This is a genomic window from Mycobacteroides sp. PCS013 (assembly GCF_049532645.1).
GTDB classification, from domain to species: Bacteria; Actinomycetota; Actinomycetes; order Mycobacteriales; family Mycobacteriaceae; genus Mycobacterium; species Mycobacterium gwanakae.
Window position 1 is genome coordinate 2,388,425 of the sequence record NZ_CP150131.1, and the last position, 19,116, is coordinate 2,407,540.

Below are 19,116 nucleotides of genomic sequence, written 5' to 3' on the forward strand. Positions count from 1 at the left end.
CCGTCCTAAGTGTTAGAGGGCATCGGCGCCCCGCTCGCCGGTGCGTACCCGCACCACCGAGTCAACGGGGCTCACCCAGACCTTGCCGTCGCCGATCTTGCCGGTGCGTGCGGCGGTCACGATGACCTCCACCACCTTGTCGACAGCGCTGTCGTCCACCACTACCTCGACACGAACCTTCGGCACGAAGTCCACCGAGTACTCAGCGCCGCGGTACACCTCGGTGTGGCCCTTCTGCCGGCCGTAGCCCTGCACCTCGCTGACCGTCATGCCGAGGATGCCCGCCTGCTCCAGGCCAGTCTTGACATCTTCCAGCGTGAACGGTTTGACGATCGCGGTGACCAGCTTCATGTCCCTCATTCCTCCCTGCCGCTGCTGTGGCGGCCGATGACCGAACCACTTCCCAGTGCGACAAAGTCGTATGCGCCTTCAGCGTGTTGGGATTCGTCGGCTCCGGCCGCTTCTCCCTCGTCGCTGATGCGCAGGCCAATGGTGTACTTCACGATGAATGCAACGATAGCGGTGCCTATTGCCGAATAGAGCAGAACCGCCCCGGCGCCAAGAGCTTGGCGCCACAACTGTTCTAGCCCGCCGCCGTAGAACAGACCGGCCACGGCCGCACCGGTCTCGGGAGCGGCGAACAAACCGATGAGCAACGTGCCAACGATCCCGCCGACCAGGTGCACACCGACAACATCCAACGAGTCATCAAATCCTAGCTTGTACTTCAAGCCCACCGCCAGCGCACACAAAATACCGGCGATCACGCCAATAGCAAGGGCGCCAGCGACATTCACCGACGAGCACGACGGGGTGATGGCCACCAAACCGGCCACGATTCCCGAGGCCGCACCCAGCGAGGTCGCATGCCCGTCCCGGATACGCTCGGTAAGCAACCAGCCCAGCATCGCCGCGGCAGTGGCCACCGTGGTAGTCACAAACGTCGACCCGGCCAAACCATTAGAACTGGTCGCCGAACCCGCGTTGAACCCATACCAGCCGAACCACAACAGACCAGCCCCCAACATCACGAACGGCAAGTTATGCGGCCGCATCGGCGTGCCCGGCCAGCCCTTGCGCTTACCCAAGATCAGCGCCAGCACCAAACCCGCGGTACCGGCATTGATATGCACCGCGGTACCACCAGCGAAGTCAATTGCCTTGAGCTGATTCGCGATCCAGCCACCCTTCTCCGCGGCCGCACCATCGAACGCGAAAACCCAATGCGCAACCGGGAAGTACACGATCGTGACCCACAAACCCGAAAACAACAACCACGACCCGAACTTCAACCGATCAGCCACCGCACCAGAAATCAGCGCCACCGTGATGATCGCGAACATCAACTGAAACGCCACAAACACCGTCGCCGGAATCGTGCCCACCAACGGAATATTGACAACCTCAGCCGCCTCAACCCCATTAGCCGGATCAGCAATCACCGCCTCGGCGGCATTACCACCGATAAGACCCTTCAAACCGAAGAACTGCCCCGGATTACCAAACAACCCCGAAACATCATTACCGAACGCCAGCGAGTACCCATAAAGCACCCACAACACCGTCACCAGCCCCATCGCACTGATGCTCATCATGATCATGTTCAGCACGTTCTTCGCGCGGACCATGCCGCCGTAGAAGAAGGCCAGGCCGGGTGTCATCAACAACACCAACGCGGCGCTGGCCAGCATCCACGCAGTGTCTCCGGTATTCGGGACACCCATTGTCGGGAAACCATCCACTAGCGGCATTCCTCTCGGGGATCTTGAAGCTTGAACTCTGCCCATGCAGAGTGCGCAGCGGATGTTTCCGAGAGAGCGCGCATGTGTTTCGCGTCTGTTACCGGTTTCGGCGGGCAGGAGCGAAGCGACCCGGATGAGGCGGCGCCCTTACCCCAACAGAGCGTCGACGAAGGCCGGGGGCTCGAATGGGGCCAGATCGTCGGGGCCCTCCCCCAGGCCAACTAGCTTCACCGGCACGCCAAGTTCACGCTGCACGTGAAAAACAATGCCGCCCTTGGCTGTTCCGTCAAGTTTGGTGAGCGCCACCCCGGTGATGTCTACCACGTCAGCGAACACCCGGGCCTGCGCTAAACCGTTCTGCCCAATCGTGGAGTCGAGAACCAGCAGCACCTCATCGACCTCGGCACGCCGTTCCACGACACGTTTGATCTTGCCCAGCTCATCCATGAGTCCGGTCTTTGTGTGCAGTCGCCCGGCGGTGTCGATCACCACCACATCGGCACCTTCGCGGATCCCGGCGTCGACGGCGTCGAAGGCGACCGAGGCGGGATCGGCACCCTCGGCACCCCGCACCACCTGAGCACCCACGCGCTGCCCCCAGGCCTGCAACTGGTCGGCCGCTGCGGCACGGAAGGTGTCCGCCGCCCCGAGCACCACCCGGCGTCCGTCGGCGACCAGCACCCGGGCCAGCTTGCCGACCGTGGTGGTCTTGCCCGTGCCGTTCACCCCGACGATGAGCAGCACCGAGGGTTTGTCGTTGTGCGGCAGCGCCTTGATCGACCGATCGAGGTCGGGCTGCAGCTCATCGATGAGTACCTCGCGCAGCAGAGCCCGCGCCTGTGCCTCGGTGCGCACGCTGCGGGCGGCCATCTCGCTGCGCAGCCTGTCCACGATCGACGTGGTGACCGCGGTGCCGAGGTCGGCGATGAGCAGGGTGTCCTCGACCTCCTCCCACGATTCCTCGTCGAGGTCACCCGCCCCCAGCAGGCCCAGCAGGCCCCGGCCCACGGCATTCTGTGAACTGGCCAGCCGTCCCCGCAATCGGTCGAGGCGTCCTGCCACCGGCGCGATCTCATCGAGCACCGCCGCGTGGTGCGGCTCTGGTTCGGCGACTGCCTCGGGCTCTGGTTCGGGCGCCGGTTCGGGTTCGGCGACCGCCTCGGGCTCTGGTTCAGGTGTCGCGGCGGGTTCAGGCTGCGGTTTCGGTTCAGCTGCGGGTTCAGGCAGCTGAACATTGGAGATGGTGCGCCGCGGCGCGTCGCGCGGAACTTCGGCGTCATCGCCCACACTGGGCACGGGAGTTGCCTGCGCTCCGCCCTCACTGAAGGTGATGGTGGACCCGGCGCTGTATCCGCCGGAACGGTCGGCCGGTGTGGCGCCCTCGGTGATCCCCGTGTTTGTGTCGGAACGTGTCAGGCTGATACGACGGGAGCGGTAACGCACCAGTCCGAAGACCAATGCAGCAAAAACCACGACGGCGACGATCGCGATGGCGATCCACACTTCAAAAGGCACCAGGGCATTGTTACAGGAACGCAAGAAGCGCCACATTGACGCCTGCCTGAGCGATCCAGTGCAGTACGTCACCCGAACCACGGGACTGGAACGACTCGACCTGCCTTATATGGCGTTGCCCAATTCCAGCCTCGCCGCGGTTGACCTGTCCACCGAGTTTCTGGGCAAGCGATTGGCCGCACCTGTTCTCATCGGAGCCATGACCGGCGGTGCGAAACTTTCGGCCACCATCAATCGCAACCTCGCGGCCGCCGCCCAAGAGCTGGGCATCGGCATGATGCTGGGTTCGCAACGGGTGATGCTGGTCGACCCTGACAGCGCGGCGACGTTCGCGGTGCGCGAGGTAGCACCCGACATCCTGCTGATCGGCAACATCGGGCTGGCACAGCTCGGCAACACCGCGGCTGCCGCGCAGCTCAACGACCTGGTGCAGCGGGTGGGGGCGGATGCGCTGGCGGTGCACACCAATCCGCTGCAGGAGGCGGTACAGCCCGACGGCGACACCGATTTCACCGGTCAGGTGTATCGGCTCGCCGAGCTGACCCACGCGGTCGAATTTCCGGTGCTCCTCAAGGAGGTCGGCCATGGCATCAGTGGCGCCGCAGCGCGCCGCCTTAGCGGATGCCGTCTTGCGGCCATTGATGTCGCCGGCGCGGGCGGCACGTCCTGGGCCCGGGTGGAGCAGTTCGTCAGGTTCGGCGCCATCACCTCTCCCGAGCTCGCCGAATGGGGTATCCCGACAGCCGATGCACTCGCCGAGGTGCATGCCGAGCTGCCACACCTGCCTCTCGTCGGCTCGGGCGGCATACGCACCGGGATGGACGCTGCCAAGGCGATCGCACTGGGCGCCAGCGTCGTGTCAGTCGCGCTCCCTCTCTTGGCACCGGCGGTGCAGTCGCCGCAGGCGGTGATCGCCTGGCTCGAGCAATTCCTCGACGAGCTGCGCATCGCCATGCACTGTGCCGATGTCAATACGATCGCCCAGCTGCGGCGAGTTTCACTGCGTCCGCGCTCAAGCCCCCGCTAAACAGGCCAGACCCGTCATACACTGCGGGAGTCCCATCTCGTCCCAGGAGGTTCTTGGCATGAATATCCAATTCGGGGGACGTAATAAATTTCGGGCCGTGGCGCGGACTCTTGCGGTCACCGTCGCAGTGTTGTTGATATCGGCCGGCATCGTCCGGGCGCCTGTGGCGCGAGCCGACTCCCTGCTCGATTTCACCGGCACCACCGTCTCGGGCGCGCCCTTCAACGGTGCCAGCCTCAAGGGCAAGCCGGTCGTGCTGTGGTTCTGGGCCGCCTATTGCCCGTTCTGCAACGGCGAGGGACCGCATGTGAGCGCGGTATCGGCGGCTAATCCCCGCGTCACCTTCGTCGGCATCTCCGGCCGCGGTTCGGTGGGAGAAATGGAGGGATTCATTTCGCGCTACAACCTTCACTTCACCAACCTCAACGACGCCGACGGTTCGTTGTGGCGGCAGTTCGGTGTGCCCTGGCAGCCGGCCTACCTGTTCATCAACTCCAACGGCACCTCGGACTTTGTGAACAACCCGACATCGTCGATGTCCGAACAGGAGCTCAGCGACCGGGTGAAGGCACTGACCTGACCTCACTTGCCTTCGCAGCCGGGCTGATCGCCGCGCTCAACCCGTGCGGATTCGCCTTATTGCCGGTCTATCTCGCCCTTGTGGTGCGCGGACCCGGTGCCGAAATCGGCAAGTCGCGGGCTTTGGCTCGCGCGGTCATCGCCACCGTGGTGATGGCAGCCGGGTTCGTCGCGGTCTTCACCGTTTTCGGGTTGTTGACGGTGTCGGTGGCGTCCGTGGTGCAGCGGTATCTGCCGTTTGTGACGGTGGTCTTCGGAATCGGCCTGGTGATCCTCGGTCTGTGGCTGTTGTCCGGGCGCGACATCATCGCGCTCATGCCCAAGGTGCTGGATGCAAATGCCCCCACCACCCGGCTGGGCTCCATGTTCGGCTACGGCGTGGGATACGCGGTGGCCTCGTTGTCCTGCACCATCGGCCCCTTCCTGGCAGTCACCAGCACCACCTTTGAAAGCGGCTCCCTGTTCGACGGTGTCATGGTGTATCTGGCATACGCCTCCGGTATCACCCTGGTGGTGGGCACGCTTGCCGTGTCCACCGCGTTGGCAAGTACGGTGCTGCTGAACGCCATGCGGCGCGCACTGCCCTATCTGAATCGGATCAGCGGCGCCATCCTTCTCGTGGTCGGCGCCTACGTGGGCTATTACGGCAGCTACGAGGTCAGGCTGTTCCACGCCAATGGCAACCCCGATGATCCGATCATCAACGCGGCCGGGAAGATTCAGCGCACGATCTCAGGCTGGGTGTACTTGCATGGGGCCTGGCCGTGGTTGTTCATCCTCGGGTTGGTGGCGGTCGGCGCGGCCATTTGGTGGCGCAATACCGCGAAGGAATAGCCCTCCGGGCGTAGCATCATATGCATGACTAGCAATGAGACCGTCGCACCCGAGACCTCCGCGAGCTGCGACAACCCAAACTGCACCTGTACCAACTGTCAGTGTGGGGCCAACTGCAGCTGCGGCTCCGACAAGTAGCCATTGGGGAATACCAGCGGCGGACAAGTGCGTTCGCCGTGAGGTGACCACACCAGAGTTCGCACCGTACGGCTTCTTCACCCTCTACTCGGCGGTGGACGCAGATCTTTTGCGCGCCGTCGAGGATCTGGGCTTCGATACCGCATGGCTGGGTGGTTCGCCTCCCGCCGATCTGCCATGGGTCGACCCGCTGCTCTCGGCCACTGAGCGGATCAGGATCGTGACCGCGATCGTGAACATCTGGTCGGCGCCCGCACGCGAAGCAGGCGCGTCGTGGCAGCGCATCGAGGCCGCTCACCCCGGGCGGTTCATTCTGGGCATTGGCGCCGGCCACCCCGAAATCGACAGCGGCGTCGTCTACAAGCCGTACACCGGACTGGTCGAGTACCTCAATGTGCTTGATGAAGTCGGTGTTCCGAAGGAGGGCAGGGGGCTCGCCGCACTCGCGGAAAAGTCGCTCAAGCTCGCGGCGGAGCGCTCCGCTTTGGCCCACCCGTACCTCACACCGCCATCGCATACCCGCTGGGCGCGTGAACTTCTGGGACCTGACGCGATCATCGTGCCGGAGCAGAAGGTGGTGCTCACCACAGATGCCGACGAGGCCCGCGCACTCGGCCGCCAAGCCCTGGACATGTACCTGGGCCTGACCAACTACCTGTCCATGCTGGAGCGTTTCGCAGGCAGCAAGGAGGATCTGGTCAAGCCCGGCAGCGACCGACTGGTGGACGCCCTCGTCGCATACGGCACTCCCGAACAGATCGCGGCCCGGCTGCAGGAGCACCGGGATGCCGGCGCCACCCAGGTGGCCATTCAGGTGCTGGGCGATCCCGCCAAACGTGCTGAAACGCTAGGCGTTTTGGCTCGCGAGTTGGGTCTCTAGCCCGCGCATGCGCTGCGAGACCACCTGCGTGATGCCGTCATCGCGCATGCTGACGCCGTAGAGCGCGTCCGCGACCTCCATCGTCGGCTTCTGGTGCGTGATCACGATGAGCTGCGACTTCTCCCGCAGCTGCTCGAACAGGCCGATCAGGCGCTGCAGGTTGACGTCGTCGAGCGCGGCTTCGACCTCGTCCATCACATAGAAGGGCGAGGGCCGCGCGCGGAAGATCGCCACCAGCATGGCGACCGCGGTCAGTGACTTCTCGCCACCGGAGAGCAGTGACAGGCGCTTGACCTTCTTACCCGGGGGGCGCGCCTCCACTTCGATACCGGTGGTGAGCATGTCGTTGGGGTCGGTGAGCACCAACCGGCCTTCACCACCGGGGAACAACGACGAGAACACGCCCTTGAACTCGTGCTCCACATCGGCATACGCCTCGGTGAAGACCTGCAGAATGCGCGCGTCGACGTCGGCGACGACATCGAGCAGATCCTTGCGGGCCGCCTTGACATCCTCGAGCTGCGTGGACAGGAAGTTGTAGCGCTCCTCCAGAGCCGCGAACTCTTCCAGGGCAAGAGGATTCACCTTGCCGAGCTCGCGTAGGTCCTTCTCGGCGCGCTTGGCGCGGCGCTCCTGAGTGTCCCGGTCGAACGGCATGGGCTGCGGCGCGCTCACCTGCTCACCACGCTCGCGGGCCTGCTCGTATTCGTCTAGTTCCTGCTGCGAGGGCGGCAACTCGACATGCGGACCGTACTCGGCGATGAGGTCGTCGGCGGCCATACCGAACTGTTCGAGTACCTGCTCGGAGAGCTGCTCGATGCGCAGGGCCGCTTGGGCCTTGGCAACTTCATCGCGATGCAGCGCATCGGTCAGACGCGCCAGGCTCTGCGTGTGTTCGCGGACTTCCTCACGCACCGCACCCATCGCGGCGGTGTGTTGCGCGCGGGTCGCGCCGAGCAAGTCCCGGCGCGCGGACGCCGCGGCGACCACGTGTTCAAGGCGAGCCGCAACCAACCGTCCCGACTCGGCCACCGCGGCCGCCACCGCGGCCGCCCGCATCCGGCTGGCCGCCGCTCGTTCAGCCCGCACACGCGCCTCGCGCTCGGCCGTCGCGGCACGGCGCAACGAATCAGATTTACCGCGAACGGAATTCACCCGTTCCTCGGAGGTACGTACCGCCAGGCGCGCCTCGATCTCAACCGAACGCGCCTCTTCCAGTTCGATGGCCATGTCGTCGCGGTCAATCGGCTCGTCATCGAACAGGTTGGGCGCTTCTTCGGCATTGCGCAGCCGCGCCTCGACCTCAGCCAGCTCCTCCATCGTCTTGGCGCGGCCAAGTTCGAGCTGATCACGTTGCAGGGTGAGCTTTTTCACCTCGTCGGAGGCAACACGGACGTCTTGGCCGACCCGGCCCAGCTGCTCATACACCGCGGAGATGGCCGCATCAGATTCATTGAGAGCGGCCAGTGCCTGCTCGGCAGTGTCCTGACGGGCCGTCTGCTCCGCCAGCGCGCCGGCCAGCGCGGCGGAAATCTCGCCCACCTGAGTCTCGGTGGCCCGCAGCTCTTCTCCGGCAGCCTCGATGGCGGCCTGGACCTCCAGCGTGCTCTGCTTTTTGTCGGAGCCGCCGGCAACCCACCCGGCGCCTACCCGGTCGCCATCGATGGTCACGGCCCGCAGCAATGGGTTGGCCAGCACCACTTCGATGGCGGCGCCCAGCTCGTCGACGACGACCACCGAGGCCAGCATTGCCGACACCGCCGTGGCCAGCCGTTCGGGCGCCTCCACCAGATCGGCCGCCCAGTGCGCCCCGGGCGGCAGAGCGATCGCCGGACGTGTGTGCGCATGTGCGGGCCAGTCGCCGAACACAATCGCTGCTCGTCCACCGTCGGAAGCCTTCAGTGCGGCCACCGCCGCCTGCGCCGCGGCGGGATTCTCGGCGGCCACCGCGTCCGCGGCCGGGCCCATCGCGGTCGCGATGGCGCCCTGATAACCGGGCCGCACCTTGACCAGCTGCGCGATAGATCCAAAAATTCCTGCACCACTGCGATTCTCAGCGAGCCAGGCCGAGCCGTCCTTGCGTTCCAGGCCAATGGCCAGAGCGTCGATACGCGCCTTGAGCGAGGCGATCTGCCGTTCGGCCTGCCTTTCGGCCGACTGCAGCTCCGCCACACGTTCATTGGCGATCGACAACGCCGAGACCGAGCGCTCGTGGTGCTCGTCCAGTCCGACCTCACCCTGGTCCAGCTCGGCCACCCGCGCCTTGACCGTGTCGAACTCGGTCTGTGCGACCTCGCCGCGCACCGTCGCCTCCCCGATCGCATCGGTGAGTCGCTGCGCCTGACCGTCAATCGATTCCAGTCGCGTACGCATCGTGTCGACCTGACCGGTAAGCCGGGCCAGGCCCTCACGGCGGTCCGCCTCGGCAGCGACAGCGGCCAGGTGTTGGCGCTGCGCCTGGGCGACGGCAGCCTCCTTGGCCGACAACTCGGCCTTCGCGGTGGTCAGCTGCTCGGTGACCGTTTCCAGCTGCGCGATCAGCAGTCGTTCCTGCTCGGCCACGCGCTCCGCCTGGGCCTCCAGCTCTTCAGGATCCGGGCCGGTCGGCGCGGTGACGACTTCATCGAGGTGGCTGGCCCGCTCGCCCGCGATCCGGACCGTGGCGCTGACCCGTTCGGCGAGCGCCGAGAGCCGGAACCAGGTCTGTTGCGCCAGCTCGGCCTGCGGCATGAGTTCGCTCAGCGCCGTCTCGTGCTCGGTCAGCAGGGCGGTGGCCACGTCGAGCTTCTCGCTGATCTCCGCGTGTTGCTTGCGCAGCGCCGTCTCGGCATCGTTGGTTCCGTCGAAGTCTGCCCGGCGAGTCACCAGGTCATCGGCGGCCAGACGCAGTCGTGCATCGCGCAGATCGGCCTGCACTGTGGCGGCGCGGCGCGCAACTTCCGCTTGGCGACCAAGGGGTTTGAGTTGACGACGTAACTCGGTGGTGAGGTCGGTGAGCCGGGCCAAGTTGGCGGCCATCGACTCGAGCTTGCGAACCGCCTTTTCCTTGCGCTTACGGTGCTTGAGCACACCGGCCGCTTCCTCGATGAAGGCGCGACGATCCTCCGGTCGCGATTCCAGGATCTGCGACAGGCGCCCCTGCCCGACGATGACGTGCATTTCCCGGCCGATGCCCGAGTCGGACAGCAGCTCCTGGACGTCCATCAGCCGGCAGCTCTGGCCATTGATCTCGTACTCACCGGCGCCGTCCCGGAACATCCGACGGGTGATCGACACCTCGGAGTATTCGATCGGCAGCGCATGGTCGGAGTTGTCGATGGTCAGGGTCACTTCGGCACGGCCCAACGGTGCGCGGGTCGACGTCCCCGCGAAAATGACGTCTTCCATCTTGCCGCCGCGCAGGGCCTTGGCGCCCTGTTCGCCCATCACCCAGGACAGGGCATCCACAACATTGGACTTACCCGAACCATTGGGGCCGACGACGCAGGTGATACCCGGCTCCAGACGCAGAGTCGTCGGCGAAGCAAAGGACTTGAAGCCCTTCAGCGTCAGACTCTTGAGGTGCACAGCGGGCCAGAATACCGGTCTTGGCGCTAACGCTCGCTAAACCCGGAAACAGGCTCGCCGGGCTGCTGCCAGCTATCCACCACAAGATCTACGCGACCTGGCGTTTCACCGCTGTTCAACTTGGCAAGCAGCTGTTCACACTCGGCCTTGTCCCCTTGCGCGACGACGTGGACCCGGCCGTCGCGTGCGTTCGCGGCATATCCGGTCAGGCCGAGTTCAAGGGCGCGGGATCGCACCCACCAGCGGAACCCGACTCCCTGGACATGTCCGTGCACCCAGGCGTCAAGGCGGACCTCAGGACTCAATACTGAAGTTCACCTCGGCTCCGGCTTTCAGGGTGCGCCCCACCGTGCAGACCTGGTCGACGGCACGTTCCACGACGGTCAGTACCCGCGCGCGCTCCTCGGGTGTGAGCGCGCTGAGATCGATGACCATCTTCTCGTCGAGCACCGGGTAGCGCTCCTGCTCCCGATCGGCCGGGCCGCTGACGTCGATGCGCACCTGGTAGTCCTCGCCCAGGCGGCGGGCCAGGGGCTGGTCGCTGGACATCCCGCTACAGGCCGCAAGCGCGATCTTGAGCAGCTCACCGGGGGTGAAGACCCCGTCGACAGTCTCTGATCCGATCAGCACTTCGGCACCCCGGGAGCTATGTCCCGTGTAGCGCCGATTGCCCGTACGCTCTACCCATAATGACGTCACGCCCGCAATGCTATGTAATCGCCGCCATCACGGCCGCGATGGCTTTCTGCGCCTCATTTTTCTCGGCGCCAACTGCCGCGGCGGAACCCATAGTCGCGCTAGAGTCACTCTTGCTGCGTCCGTACAGCGAGGTACGGGCGCAGTTGTTGTCTGGTTCGTGGGCGCCTCGCATCGAGGAGCTGGTGTACATCCCGCCCGGCGATCCCAAGATCGTGCCGACGTCCGCCATGCGGCAGACCTTCACGGTGGTCGATACCTGCTTCACCAAACGGATCACTCCGATGGGTATCTACCTTCTGCTGGCCTCACCGGAAACCGTTGAGAAGGTCGGTGCCGACAATTTCCGGGCCACCTACGGTCAGTTGGTGCCCAAGTACCGCCCGGGTTGCGATCCCGACGTTCAACAGATCGATCTGGGCCGCCCGCCCTTCTGACCTGTCACTCCTGGAAGCGGTACCCCATCCCCGCCTCGGTGAGCAGGTGTTTCGGATGAGCCGGATCGATCTCCAGTTTGCGTCGTAGCTGCGCCAGATACACACGTAGATAATGAGTTTCGGAGCTGTACGCCGGGCCCCAGACCTCGTGGAGCAGCTCCTTTTGCCCGACAAGTTTTCCGCGGTTACGCACCAGCACCGCCAGCATCGACCATTCGGTAGGCGTCAGATGCACTTCCCTGCCATCGCGAATCACCTTGTGTGACGAAAGATCCACGTCGAATGTTTCGGTGCGGACCACCGGCTCGGCACTGTCCGGTGTGCCGCGGCGCACCGCTGCCCGCAGCCGGGCCAGGAATTCGTCCATGCCAAAAGGTTTGGTCACATAGTCGTCGGCACCCGCATCGAGTGCCTCCACCTTGTCTGCCGAGTCGGTGCGCGCCGAAAGCACGATCACCGGAACCTCGGTCCAGCCGCGCAGCCCGGCGAGCACCTCGGTGCCATCCATATCCGGCAACCCGAGATCCAGAATGACCACCTCGGGCTGGGTCTCGGCGGCCGCGCGCAGCGCACCCGCCCCCGAGGAAGCCGTCACCACCTCATAGCCACGCGCCGACAGATTGATCCGCAAGGCGCGCAGGATCTGCGGTTCGTCGTCAACCACCAGCACCCGCGTCATCGCAGCACTCCGACACTCGGTAGGTCAACGATCATGGTCAGACCGCCGCCTGCCGTATCGGTCGCGTTCACCGTGCCCTCCATTGCTTCCACGAAACCCCTCACCACCGAAAGTCCCAGCCCCACACCCACTGTGTTGTCACGATCGCCGAGCCGCTGGAACGCATCGAAGGCGGCACCGCGTTTGGATGCCTCCAGCCCTTTCCCGTGGTCGGCGACGATCACCAGCGTGCGGTCCTCTACCTCCTCGTAGCTGACCAGCACCTCTGCCTGTGAGTATCGCAGCGCATTGTCGACAAGGTTGGCCAATACGCGTTCCAGCAGGCCCGGGTCTGCCCGAACCACCGCACCGTTCAGGTCCAGATGTACCCGTTTGCGATCGTTCTCGGTGGCACCCAGAAGGGCTCGATGCGCGATTTCCTCGACGTACACCGGCACCGCACGGGGCTTGACGACCCCCGCCGCCAGCCGCGACGAGTCCAGCAGATTGCCCACCAGCGCCGTCAGTTGATCGGTCGACTCCTCCACGGTTGCAAGCAGTTCGGCGGTGTCCTCCGGCGAGAACTCGATGTCCGGACTGCGCAGGCTCGACACGGCGGCCTTGACCGCGGCAAGCGGCGTACGCAAGTCATGGCTCACCGCAGACAACAGTGCCCGCCGCAACCGGTCGGCCTCGGCAAGGGCAGAGGCCTGCGACGCTTCCTCGGCCAGCCGCGCCGAACGAACCAAACCAACCGCCGTTCCGGCGACCACCTGCAGCACCCGCGCGTCGGCGGAGGGCACCGGCGGCCCATTGAGGGCCAATGCGTACGCGCCATCGTCGACCCGGAACACCGAGTCGGCTTCGGACTCCCGTGTGGGCGGGTGCTCCCCGACACTCGCCACGGCCGGTCCCTCCGCGCACAGCAGACTCACCGCGGTCTGGTTGTAGGTGGTGCGTACCCGCTCCAGAAGGGCCGAGAGATCCGAATTCACCAGGACGCCACCGGCGAAGAGCGCCAGCAGCTCGGCTTCTCGGGCGGCCCGCCGAGCCTGCCGAGCGCGCGTGGCGGCCGCGTCGACAAGCGCCGCGACCGCGACGGCGGTCACCATGATCATCAGGATGGTCAGTGCGTTGTCGGTCTCGCCGATGGTGAAGCTGTAGCGCGGCGAAACGAACAGATAGTTGAGTAGCAGCCCGGAGATGACGGCCGACACCAGCGCGGTCGACACACCGCCGAGCAATGAAACGGCCAGCACCGCAATGAGAAACAACGCGCTTTTGCTGCCGACCCCGAGCGCGGAGTCGAAAAAATGAATGAACAACGCGGTGGCCGGCGGCACCAGGATCGCCGCCAACCAGTTGATGATCAGGCGCTTGCGTCCCTCTTGCGGCATGGACCCACTGCGCAGCCTCACCGGCCCGGCGTGCCCATGCGTCACCATGTGCACGTCGATGGCGCCGGAGTCTCGGATGACCGCCGCGGCCACCCCTTCGTCGAAGATCCTGGCCCATCGCGAACGCCGTGAGGTACCCAACACCAACTGGGTGGCGTTGACACCGCGTGCGAAGTCGAGCAGCGTCTGCGGTACATCGTCTCCAGTGACGGTCTGCACCGAGGCCCCAATATCGTTGGCCAGTCGGCGTACCCGCGCCATGACCGCCGTCGATGCCCCGACCAGTCCGTCGCCCCGCACCACATGGACTACCAGGAGTTCGGCGCTCGACTTGGCGGCGATACGGCTTGCCCGCCGCACCAGGGTCTCCGATTCAGGACCGCCCGTGACCGCGACAACTACGCGCTCACGTGCCTCCCAGGTCTTGGTGATCCTGTTGTCCGAACGGTATTTGGCAAGCGCGGCGTCCACCTGATCGGCGAGCCACAGCAGCGCCAGCTCACGCAGCGCCGTCAGATTGCCTGTCCGGAAGTAGTTACTCAGCGCCGATCCCACCTTTTCCGGCGCATAAACATTGCCGTGAACCATCCTGCGCCGCAATGCCTCCGGCGTGATGTCCACGAGCTCAACCTGCTCGGCACGTCGCACCACAGCATCGGGGACGGTCTCGCGCTGCACGATTCCGGTGATCTGTTCGACAACGTCGTTCAGGCTTTCCAGGTGTTGCACGTTGATGGTGGTCAGCACATCGATCCCGGCGTCCAGGATCTCGTCGATATCCTGCCAGCGCTTGGGATTCCGGCTACCCGGCGCATTGGTGTGCGCCATCTCGTCGATGAGTACCAGCGCCGGCTTGCGGGCCAGCACCGCATCGACATCCAGCTCGTGCATGAGCGTGCCGCGGTAGGTCGTCTCCTTGGGCGGAATGAGCTCTAAGCCGTCGAGCATCTCCGCGGTCTTGGAGCGGCCATGAGTTTCTACCGTTGCCGCGACCACATCGGTGCCACGTCCGGCCCGGCGGTGTGCCTCGTTGAGCATGGCGTAGGTCTTTCCTACACCGGGTGCGGCCCCCAGATAGATCCGCAAAGTCCCGCGTGCGCGAAGACCGTCAGGCACCGTCTCTCCTTCATCGGCAGGGTGGGCCGGTCAGGCCCAGTGCCACGTTCAGTGTGGGGACGTTGACGCGCGGCTCCCCCAGAATGCCCCATTGCCGGGAAGACGTGTGCGCTTGTACCAACTCCGCGAGCCGCGCCGTGCCCACGCCGGTGGCCGCCGCCACCCGCGGTATCTGCAGCGCCGCATACTCCGGGCTGATATCGGGGTCCAGACTCGAACCGGAACCGGTCACCGCGTCGGCGGGAATCCGTGCGGGATCAACGCTCTCGCGCCGGGCGATGGTGGCTCGGCGAGTATCGACATCCGTCTTCAGCTTCTCACTATTCGGTCCCTGGTTGGAGGGCACTCCGGCGGCGGGATCGCCACTGGCCCGAGTGTGGAAGTAGGGATCCGAACCGGAGGCTTGTGGGTCCACCCCGATGAGTGCCGACCCGACCACGCAGCCGTTACGGTCCGTAAGAGGTGAGCCCTCCGCGGATCTGGAATCGATGCGGCCGAATAGCCACACCGCGGCCGGGTACGCGACACCGAGTACCACGGTGAGCGACAGCAGCACGACCAGGCCTGCCACACACTGCCGCAGCCACGCTATGGAAATCTTCGTCATTACCAACTCACCCAATTCCCGGTATGAAACGCACAACCAGATCGATCAGCCAGATCCCCACGAACGGAACGATCACGCCGCCAAGCCCGTAGATCAACAGATTTCGCCGCAACAACTCCCCCGCGCCCACCGGCCGGTAACGAACACCCTTGAGCGCCAACGGCACCAGCGCGATGATCACCAGGGCGTTGAAGATGACGGCAGAGAGGATCGCCGACTGCGGAGTGGCCAGTCGCATGATGTTGAGCTCACCCAGCTGCGGGTAGATGCCGCTGAACAACGCGGGCAGGATCGCGAAGTACTTCGCGAGGTCATTGGCCAGCGAGAAAGTGGTCAGCGCGCCCCGGGTGATCAGCAGCTGCTTGCCGATGGCCACCACGTCGATGAGCTTGGTGGGATCGGAGTCCAGGTCCACCATGTTCCCGGCTTCCTTAGCGGCCGAAGTCCCGGTGTTCATGGCCACACCCACGTCCGCCTGCGCCAGCGCCGGGGCGTCGTTGGTGCCGTCACCGGTCATCGCGACGAGCCGGCCGGCCTTCTGCTCCCGGCGCAGCAGCTCCAGCTTGTCCTCCGGGGTGGCCTCCGCGACGTAGTCGTCCACACCGGCCTCGGAGGCGATCTGCTTGGCGGTCAACGGGTTATCACCGGTCACCATGACGGTGCGTATCCCCATGGCTCGCATCTGGGCGAAGCGTTCAGCCATACCCGGTTTGACGACGTCAGAGAGCCGAATCACGCCCAGCAGCCGCGTCTCGGCGCCGTCGTGGTCGGCCACCACCAACGGGGTGCCGCCCTCGCTGGCCACCTGATCTGCGACCTTGCGGACCGCGACCACCGCGGGGTCATCCTCCTGAACACCAGAAAGGCTTGCCACCCAGGTGAACACCGCATCAGCGGCGCCCTTGCGGATCTGCTTGCCGTCGGCGGTATCTAAACCGCTCATCCGGGTGGCCGCGGTGAAGGCCACAAACTCGCCTTCCCGCGAGACTTCATCGCTTCTTTCCCCGGCCGATTCGCTCCCGCCGGTGGCCAGTTCCACAATGCTGCGACCCTCGGGGGTCTCATCGGCAAGGCTCGAGGCCCGCGCGGCCTGGGCGAGGGTTTCGTGCGTGATACCCGGCGCCACAATGAATTCGGTGGCCTGCCGATTACCGAAGGTAATAGTGCCGGTCTTGTCCATCAGCAGGACGTCGATGTCACCAGCCGCCTCCACCGCGCGCCCCGACTTGGCCAGCACGTTGTGCTGCACCAGACGATCCATGCCCGCAATACCGATGGCCGACATCAGAGCACCGATGGTGGTGGGGATCAGGCACACGAGCAATGCGATGAGCTTGATCGGATCCTGTTGCTCACCACCATAATTGCCCATAGGACCGAGCGCGACGACGGCCAACAGGAAGATGATGGTGAGCGAGGCCAACAGGATGTTGAGCGCGATCTCGTTAGGAGTCTTCTGCCTCGCGGCACCCTCCACCAGGGCGATCATCCGGTCAACGAAGGACTCACCGGGTGCCGCGGTGATCTGTACGACGATTCGGTCCGACAGCACGGTGGTGCCGCCGGTCACGGCGCACCGGTCACCACCGGATTCTCTAACCACGGGCGCTGATTCACCGGTGATGGCCGACTCGTCGACCGTCGCGATGCCCTCCACCACGTCGCCGTCACCGGGAATTACCTGGCCGGCCTCGACTACGACACGATCACCTGGCCGCAACGCACTCCCTGCGACCTCTTCCTCGGTCTCGTTCCCGTGACCGTCTCCCACTAGCTTGCGGGCGACGGTGTCACGCTTGACCTCTCGCAGGCTCGCCGCCTGCGCCTTGCCACGCCCTTCGGCGACAGCTTCGGCCAGGTTCGCGAAGACCACCGTGAACCACAGCCAGGCGGTGATGGACCACGCGAAGATCGACGGATGCAATACCGCAAGCACCGTGGTGGCCACCGATCCCACAGTGACCACAAACATCACCGGGTTGCGGGCCATATGCCGCGGATCTAGCTTGCGCACCGCAAGCGGTAGCGCCTTGACCAACTGGGTGGGGTCGAAGACTCCGGTACTTACTACGGTCTTGCTCACAGGACAGCCTCGGCGATCGGTCCCAGCGCCAGAGCCGGGAAGAAGGTGAGTGCGGCCACCAAGAGCACGGTGCCGGTATGCAATCCGGCGAACATGGGGCCGTGGGTATGCAGAGTTCCGGCCGACACCGGTGTCTTCTGCTGAGTGGCAAGCGATCCGGCCAGCGCCAGCGTGAAGATGATGGGCAGGAAGCGACCCAACAACATCGCCACGCCAAGGGATGCCTGGAACCAGTGGCTGGTCACCGTGAGCCCACCAAAGGCGCTGCCGTTGTTGTTGGCGGCCGAGGCGTAGGCATACAACACCTCGGAGAACCCGTGGATGGACTGCGCGGTCCCCGGATCTCCACTGTTGCCTTGATATCCCGGAGTTGTCGACAGGGCCACCGAGATTCCGGTGCCGATGAGTACGAGGGCGGGCATCACGAGCACGGACAGCGCGGCCATGGTGATCTCGCGTCGCCCAATCTTCTTGCCCAGGAATTCCGGTGTGCGGCCCACCAGCAGCCCACCGACGAACACCGCGATGATGGCCAGCACCAGAATCCCGTACAGGCCCGTGCCGACACCGCCCGGCGCGATCTCGCCGAACAGCATGTTCAGTATCAGTGCTCCACCGCCGGCGGCGGTGAAGCTGTCATGTGCGGCATCTACAGCGCCCGTGGAGGTTCCGGTGGTCGCCACCGCGAACAAGCTGGTCGCGGGAATGCCGAATCTGACCTCCTTGCCTTCCATCATGGCACCGGCCGCCTGCGCGGCGATGCCGCGCGGAGTCGACTCCGCCCAGGTGACAAAGGCCAGCATGCCGCCGAAAAGGGTGGCCATTACGGACAGGACGGTCAGGCCCTGGCGCTTGTCTCCCACCATCGTTGAGTAGCTGCGGGTCAGGCACACCGGGACGATGAGGATGGCGAGGATCTCGACGATGTTGGTCAGCGGCGTCGGGTTCTCGAAGGGGTGCGCCGAGTTCGCGGCCAGAATGCCACCGCCGTTGGTTCCGACTTCCTTGATGGCCTCCTGCGAGGCGACCGGGGCCAGCGCGATGTGTTGCGCCGTGCCGTCGAGCGCTGTCGCATCGAAATGCGTATACAGCGACTGAATGGTGCCCTGGGACAACAGGATCAGTGCGACCACAAATGACAGGGGTAGGAGAATCCTTAAACTTCCCCGCACCAGGTCAACCCAGAAATTGCCGAGTTCTCCCCCGGTCGTGGTTCGCACGATGCCGCGAACAAGTGCCACCGCGACTGCCAGCCCGACAGCCGCGGAGACAAAGTTCTGCACGGCCAGTCCAACCATCTGGGTCAGGTTGGTCATGGTGGTCTCGGGTGTGTACGACTGCCAGTTGGTGTTCGTCACGAAGGAGACCGCGGTGTTGAAGGCCACCGCAGGGCTCACCGCGCCCAGGTCGCCAGAAAGCGGTAACACACCCTGGATACGTTGCAGCAGATAGAGGAAGAGCACACTCGCGAACGAAAATCCCAGCAGCGACAGGGTGTATCCCACCCATGTCTGCTCGGTCTCCGGATCCACCCGGCCCGCGCGGTAGATCACTCGCTCGACGAGCGAATGCTTGACGGTTGATGGGCCGCTCGCGCGCAGAGAATGCGGGCCCGTGAAAACGCGCGCCATGTAGTCCCCCAAGGGGATGTACGCGATAGCGAGCACCAGAATGACGAAGCCGATCTGAAGACCGGCCGCCAGAGCGGAATTCACCGTTAGAACCTTTCCGGGTCGAGCAGTGCGACCACCAGATACACGACGAGCGCGGCCGACACGAGAATCAGCACAATGTTGGTGATGACGTCGACGGTCATCGCGCCTGCAATCCGCGCACGACG

The 19,116-nt window shown here is 65.0% G+C and carries 17 protein-coding genes; 5 read left to right on the forward strand and 12 right to left on the reverse strand.

The annotated features are described in order from the left end of the window. Positions 1 to 12 precede the first annotated feature (12 nt). From RHO23_RS11745 to ftsY, 3 genes are all read right to left on the reverse strand, one after another. A complete protein-coding gene (locus RHO23_RS11745; RefSeq protein ID WP_005056967.1) occupies positions 13 to 351 on the reverse strand; it encodes a P-II family nitrogen regulator in 339 nt (112 codons plus the stop codon). A 5-nt stretch (positions 352 to 356) separates the two neighbouring features. Continuing rightward, positions 357 to 1,724 (reverse strand): ammonium transporter, encoded by a 1,368-nt coding sequence (locus RHO23_RS11750; protein ID WP_070942936.1) that lies wholly within the window; start codon positions 1,722 to 1,724, stop codon positions 357 to 359. 165 nt (positions 1,725 to 1,889) lie between these two features. Beyond that, complete coding sequence (gene ftsY / locus RHO23_RS11755; protein ID WP_081346364.1) at positions 1,890 to 3,293, reverse strand: signal recognition particle-docking protein FtsY; 1,404 nt, start codon at positions 3,291 to 3,293, stop codon at positions 1,890 to 1,892. Between the two features lie 22 nt (positions 3,294 to 3,315). On the opposite strand from ftsY, the gene fni reads away from it, so the two are divergent. The 4 genes from fni (at position 3,316) to RHO23_RS11775 (ending at position 6,715) form a co-directional block, all read left to right on the forward strand. After that, complete coding sequence (gene fni / locus RHO23_RS11760; RefSeq protein WP_064409191.1) at positions 3,316 to 4,284, forward strand: type 2 isopentenyl-diphosphate Delta-isomerase; 969 nt, start codon at positions 3,316 to 3,318, stop codon at positions 4,282 to 4,284. Positions 4,285 to 4,342: 58 nt separating this feature from the next. After that, positions 4,343 to 4,864 (forward strand): protein disulfide oxidoreductase, encoded by a 522-nt coding sequence (locus tag RHO23_RS11765; protein ID WP_030094051.1) that lies wholly within the window; start codon positions 4,343 to 4,345, stop codon positions 4,862 to 4,864. Continuing rightward, the gene (locus tag RHO23_RS11770) at positions 4,813 to 5,697 is read left to right on the forward strand and encodes a cytochrome c biogenesis CcdA family protein (RefSeq protein WP_193601902.1); all 885 of its coding nucleotides are present in this window, start codon (positions 4,813 to 4,815) and stop codon (positions 5,695 to 5,697) included. Before RHO23_RS11765 ends, RHO23_RS11770 begins: the two co-directional genes overlap by 52 nt. 181 nt (positions 5,698 to 5,878) lie before the next feature. Continuing rightward, entirely contained in the window at positions 5,879 to 6,715 is an 837-nt protein-coding gene (locus RHO23_RS11775) for a TIGR03620 family F420-dependent LLM class oxidoreductase (protein WP_064409193.1), read from the forward strand. On the opposite strand, the gene smc is transcribed toward RHO23_RS11775, so the two are convergent. Genes smc through RHO23_RS11790 form a run of 3 tightly spaced genes read right to left on the reverse strand, consistent with a single transcriptional unit; the run spans position 6,683 to position 10,981 of the window. Next, positions 6,683 to 10,282, reverse strand: coding sequence for a chromosome segregation protein SMC (gene smc / locus RHO23_RS11780; RefSeq protein WP_064409194.1), 3,600 nt, complete (start codon positions 10,280 to 10,282; stop codon positions 6,683 to 6,685). The genes RHO23_RS11775 and smc overlap by 33 nt on opposite strands. 26 nt (positions 10,283 to 10,308) lie before the next feature. Then, positions 10,309 to 10,587, reverse strand: coding sequence for an acylphosphatase (locus RHO23_RS11785; protein WP_044103997.1), 279 nt, complete (start codon positions 10,585 to 10,587; stop codon positions 10,309 to 10,311). Further along, on the reverse strand, positions 10,577 to 10,981 hold the full coding sequence (locus RHO23_RS11790) for an OsmC family protein (protein ID WP_044103998.1): 405 nt from the start codon (positions 10,979 to 10,981) through the stop codon (positions 10,577 to 10,579). Before RHO23_RS11790 ends, RHO23_RS11785 begins: the two co-directional genes overlap by 11 nt. Between RHO23_RS11790 and RHO23_RS11795 the strand changes: the two genes are divergently transcribed. After that, positions 10,972 to 11,415, forward strand: a complete 444-nt coding sequence (locus tag RHO23_RS11795) for a hypothetical protein (protein ID WP_030094057.1) — start codon at positions 10,972 to 10,974, stop codon at positions 11,413 to 11,415. The genes RHO23_RS11790 and RHO23_RS11795 overlap by 10 nt on opposite strands. 4 nt (positions 11,416 to 11,419) lie before the next feature. Here RHO23_RS11795 and RHO23_RS11800 read toward each other — a convergent pair whose 3' ends face one another. The 6 genes from RHO23_RS11800 to kdpF are packed head-to-tail and all read right to left on the reverse strand — an operon-like array spanning position 11,420 to position 19,092. Beyond that, positions 11,420 to 12,094 (reverse strand): response regulator, encoded by a 675-nt coding sequence (locus tag RHO23_RS11800; RefSeq protein ID WP_030094058.1) that lies wholly within the window; start codon positions 12,092 to 12,094, stop codon positions 11,420 to 11,422. Next, on the reverse strand, positions 12,091 to 14,586 hold the full coding sequence (locus RHO23_RS11805) for a sensor histidine kinase (protein WP_046254213.1): 2,496 nt from the start codon (positions 14,584 to 14,586) through the stop codon (positions 12,091 to 12,093). The genes RHO23_RS11800 and RHO23_RS11805 overlap by 4 nt, the downstream gene beginning before the upstream one ends. Before the next feature lie 10 nt (positions 14,587 to 14,596). Continuing rightward, the gene (locus RHO23_RS11810; protein ID WP_423489114.1) at positions 14,597 to 15,193 is read right to left on the reverse strand and encodes a potassium-transporting ATPase subunit C; all 597 of its coding nucleotides are present in this window, start codon (positions 15,191 to 15,193) and stop codon (positions 14,597 to 14,599) included. Between the two features lie 7 nt (positions 15,194 to 15,200). Continuing rightward, the gene (gene kdpB, locus RHO23_RS11815) at positions 15,201 to 17,276 is read right to left on the reverse strand and encodes a potassium-transporting ATPase subunit KdpB (RefSeq protein ID WP_423489115.1); all 2,076 of its coding nucleotides are present in this window, start codon (positions 17,274 to 17,276) and stop codon (positions 15,201 to 15,203) included. Next, positions 17,273 to 18,991 (reverse strand): potassium-transporting ATPase subunit KdpA, encoded by a 1,719-nt coding sequence (gene kdpA / locus RHO23_RS11820; protein ID WP_423489116.1) that lies wholly within the window; start codon positions 18,989 to 18,991, stop codon positions 17,273 to 17,275. The genes kdpB and kdpA overlap by 4 nt, the downstream gene beginning before the upstream one ends. A 2-nt stretch (positions 18,992 to 18,993) precedes the next feature. Continuing rightward, positions 18,994 to 19,092, reverse strand: coding sequence for a K(+)-transporting ATPase subunit F (kdpF, locus tag RHO23_RS11825; RefSeq protein WP_070933331.1), 99 nt, complete (start codon positions 19,090 to 19,092; stop codon positions 18,994 to 18,996). Between the last annotated feature and the right edge of the window lie 24 nt (positions 19,093 to 19,116).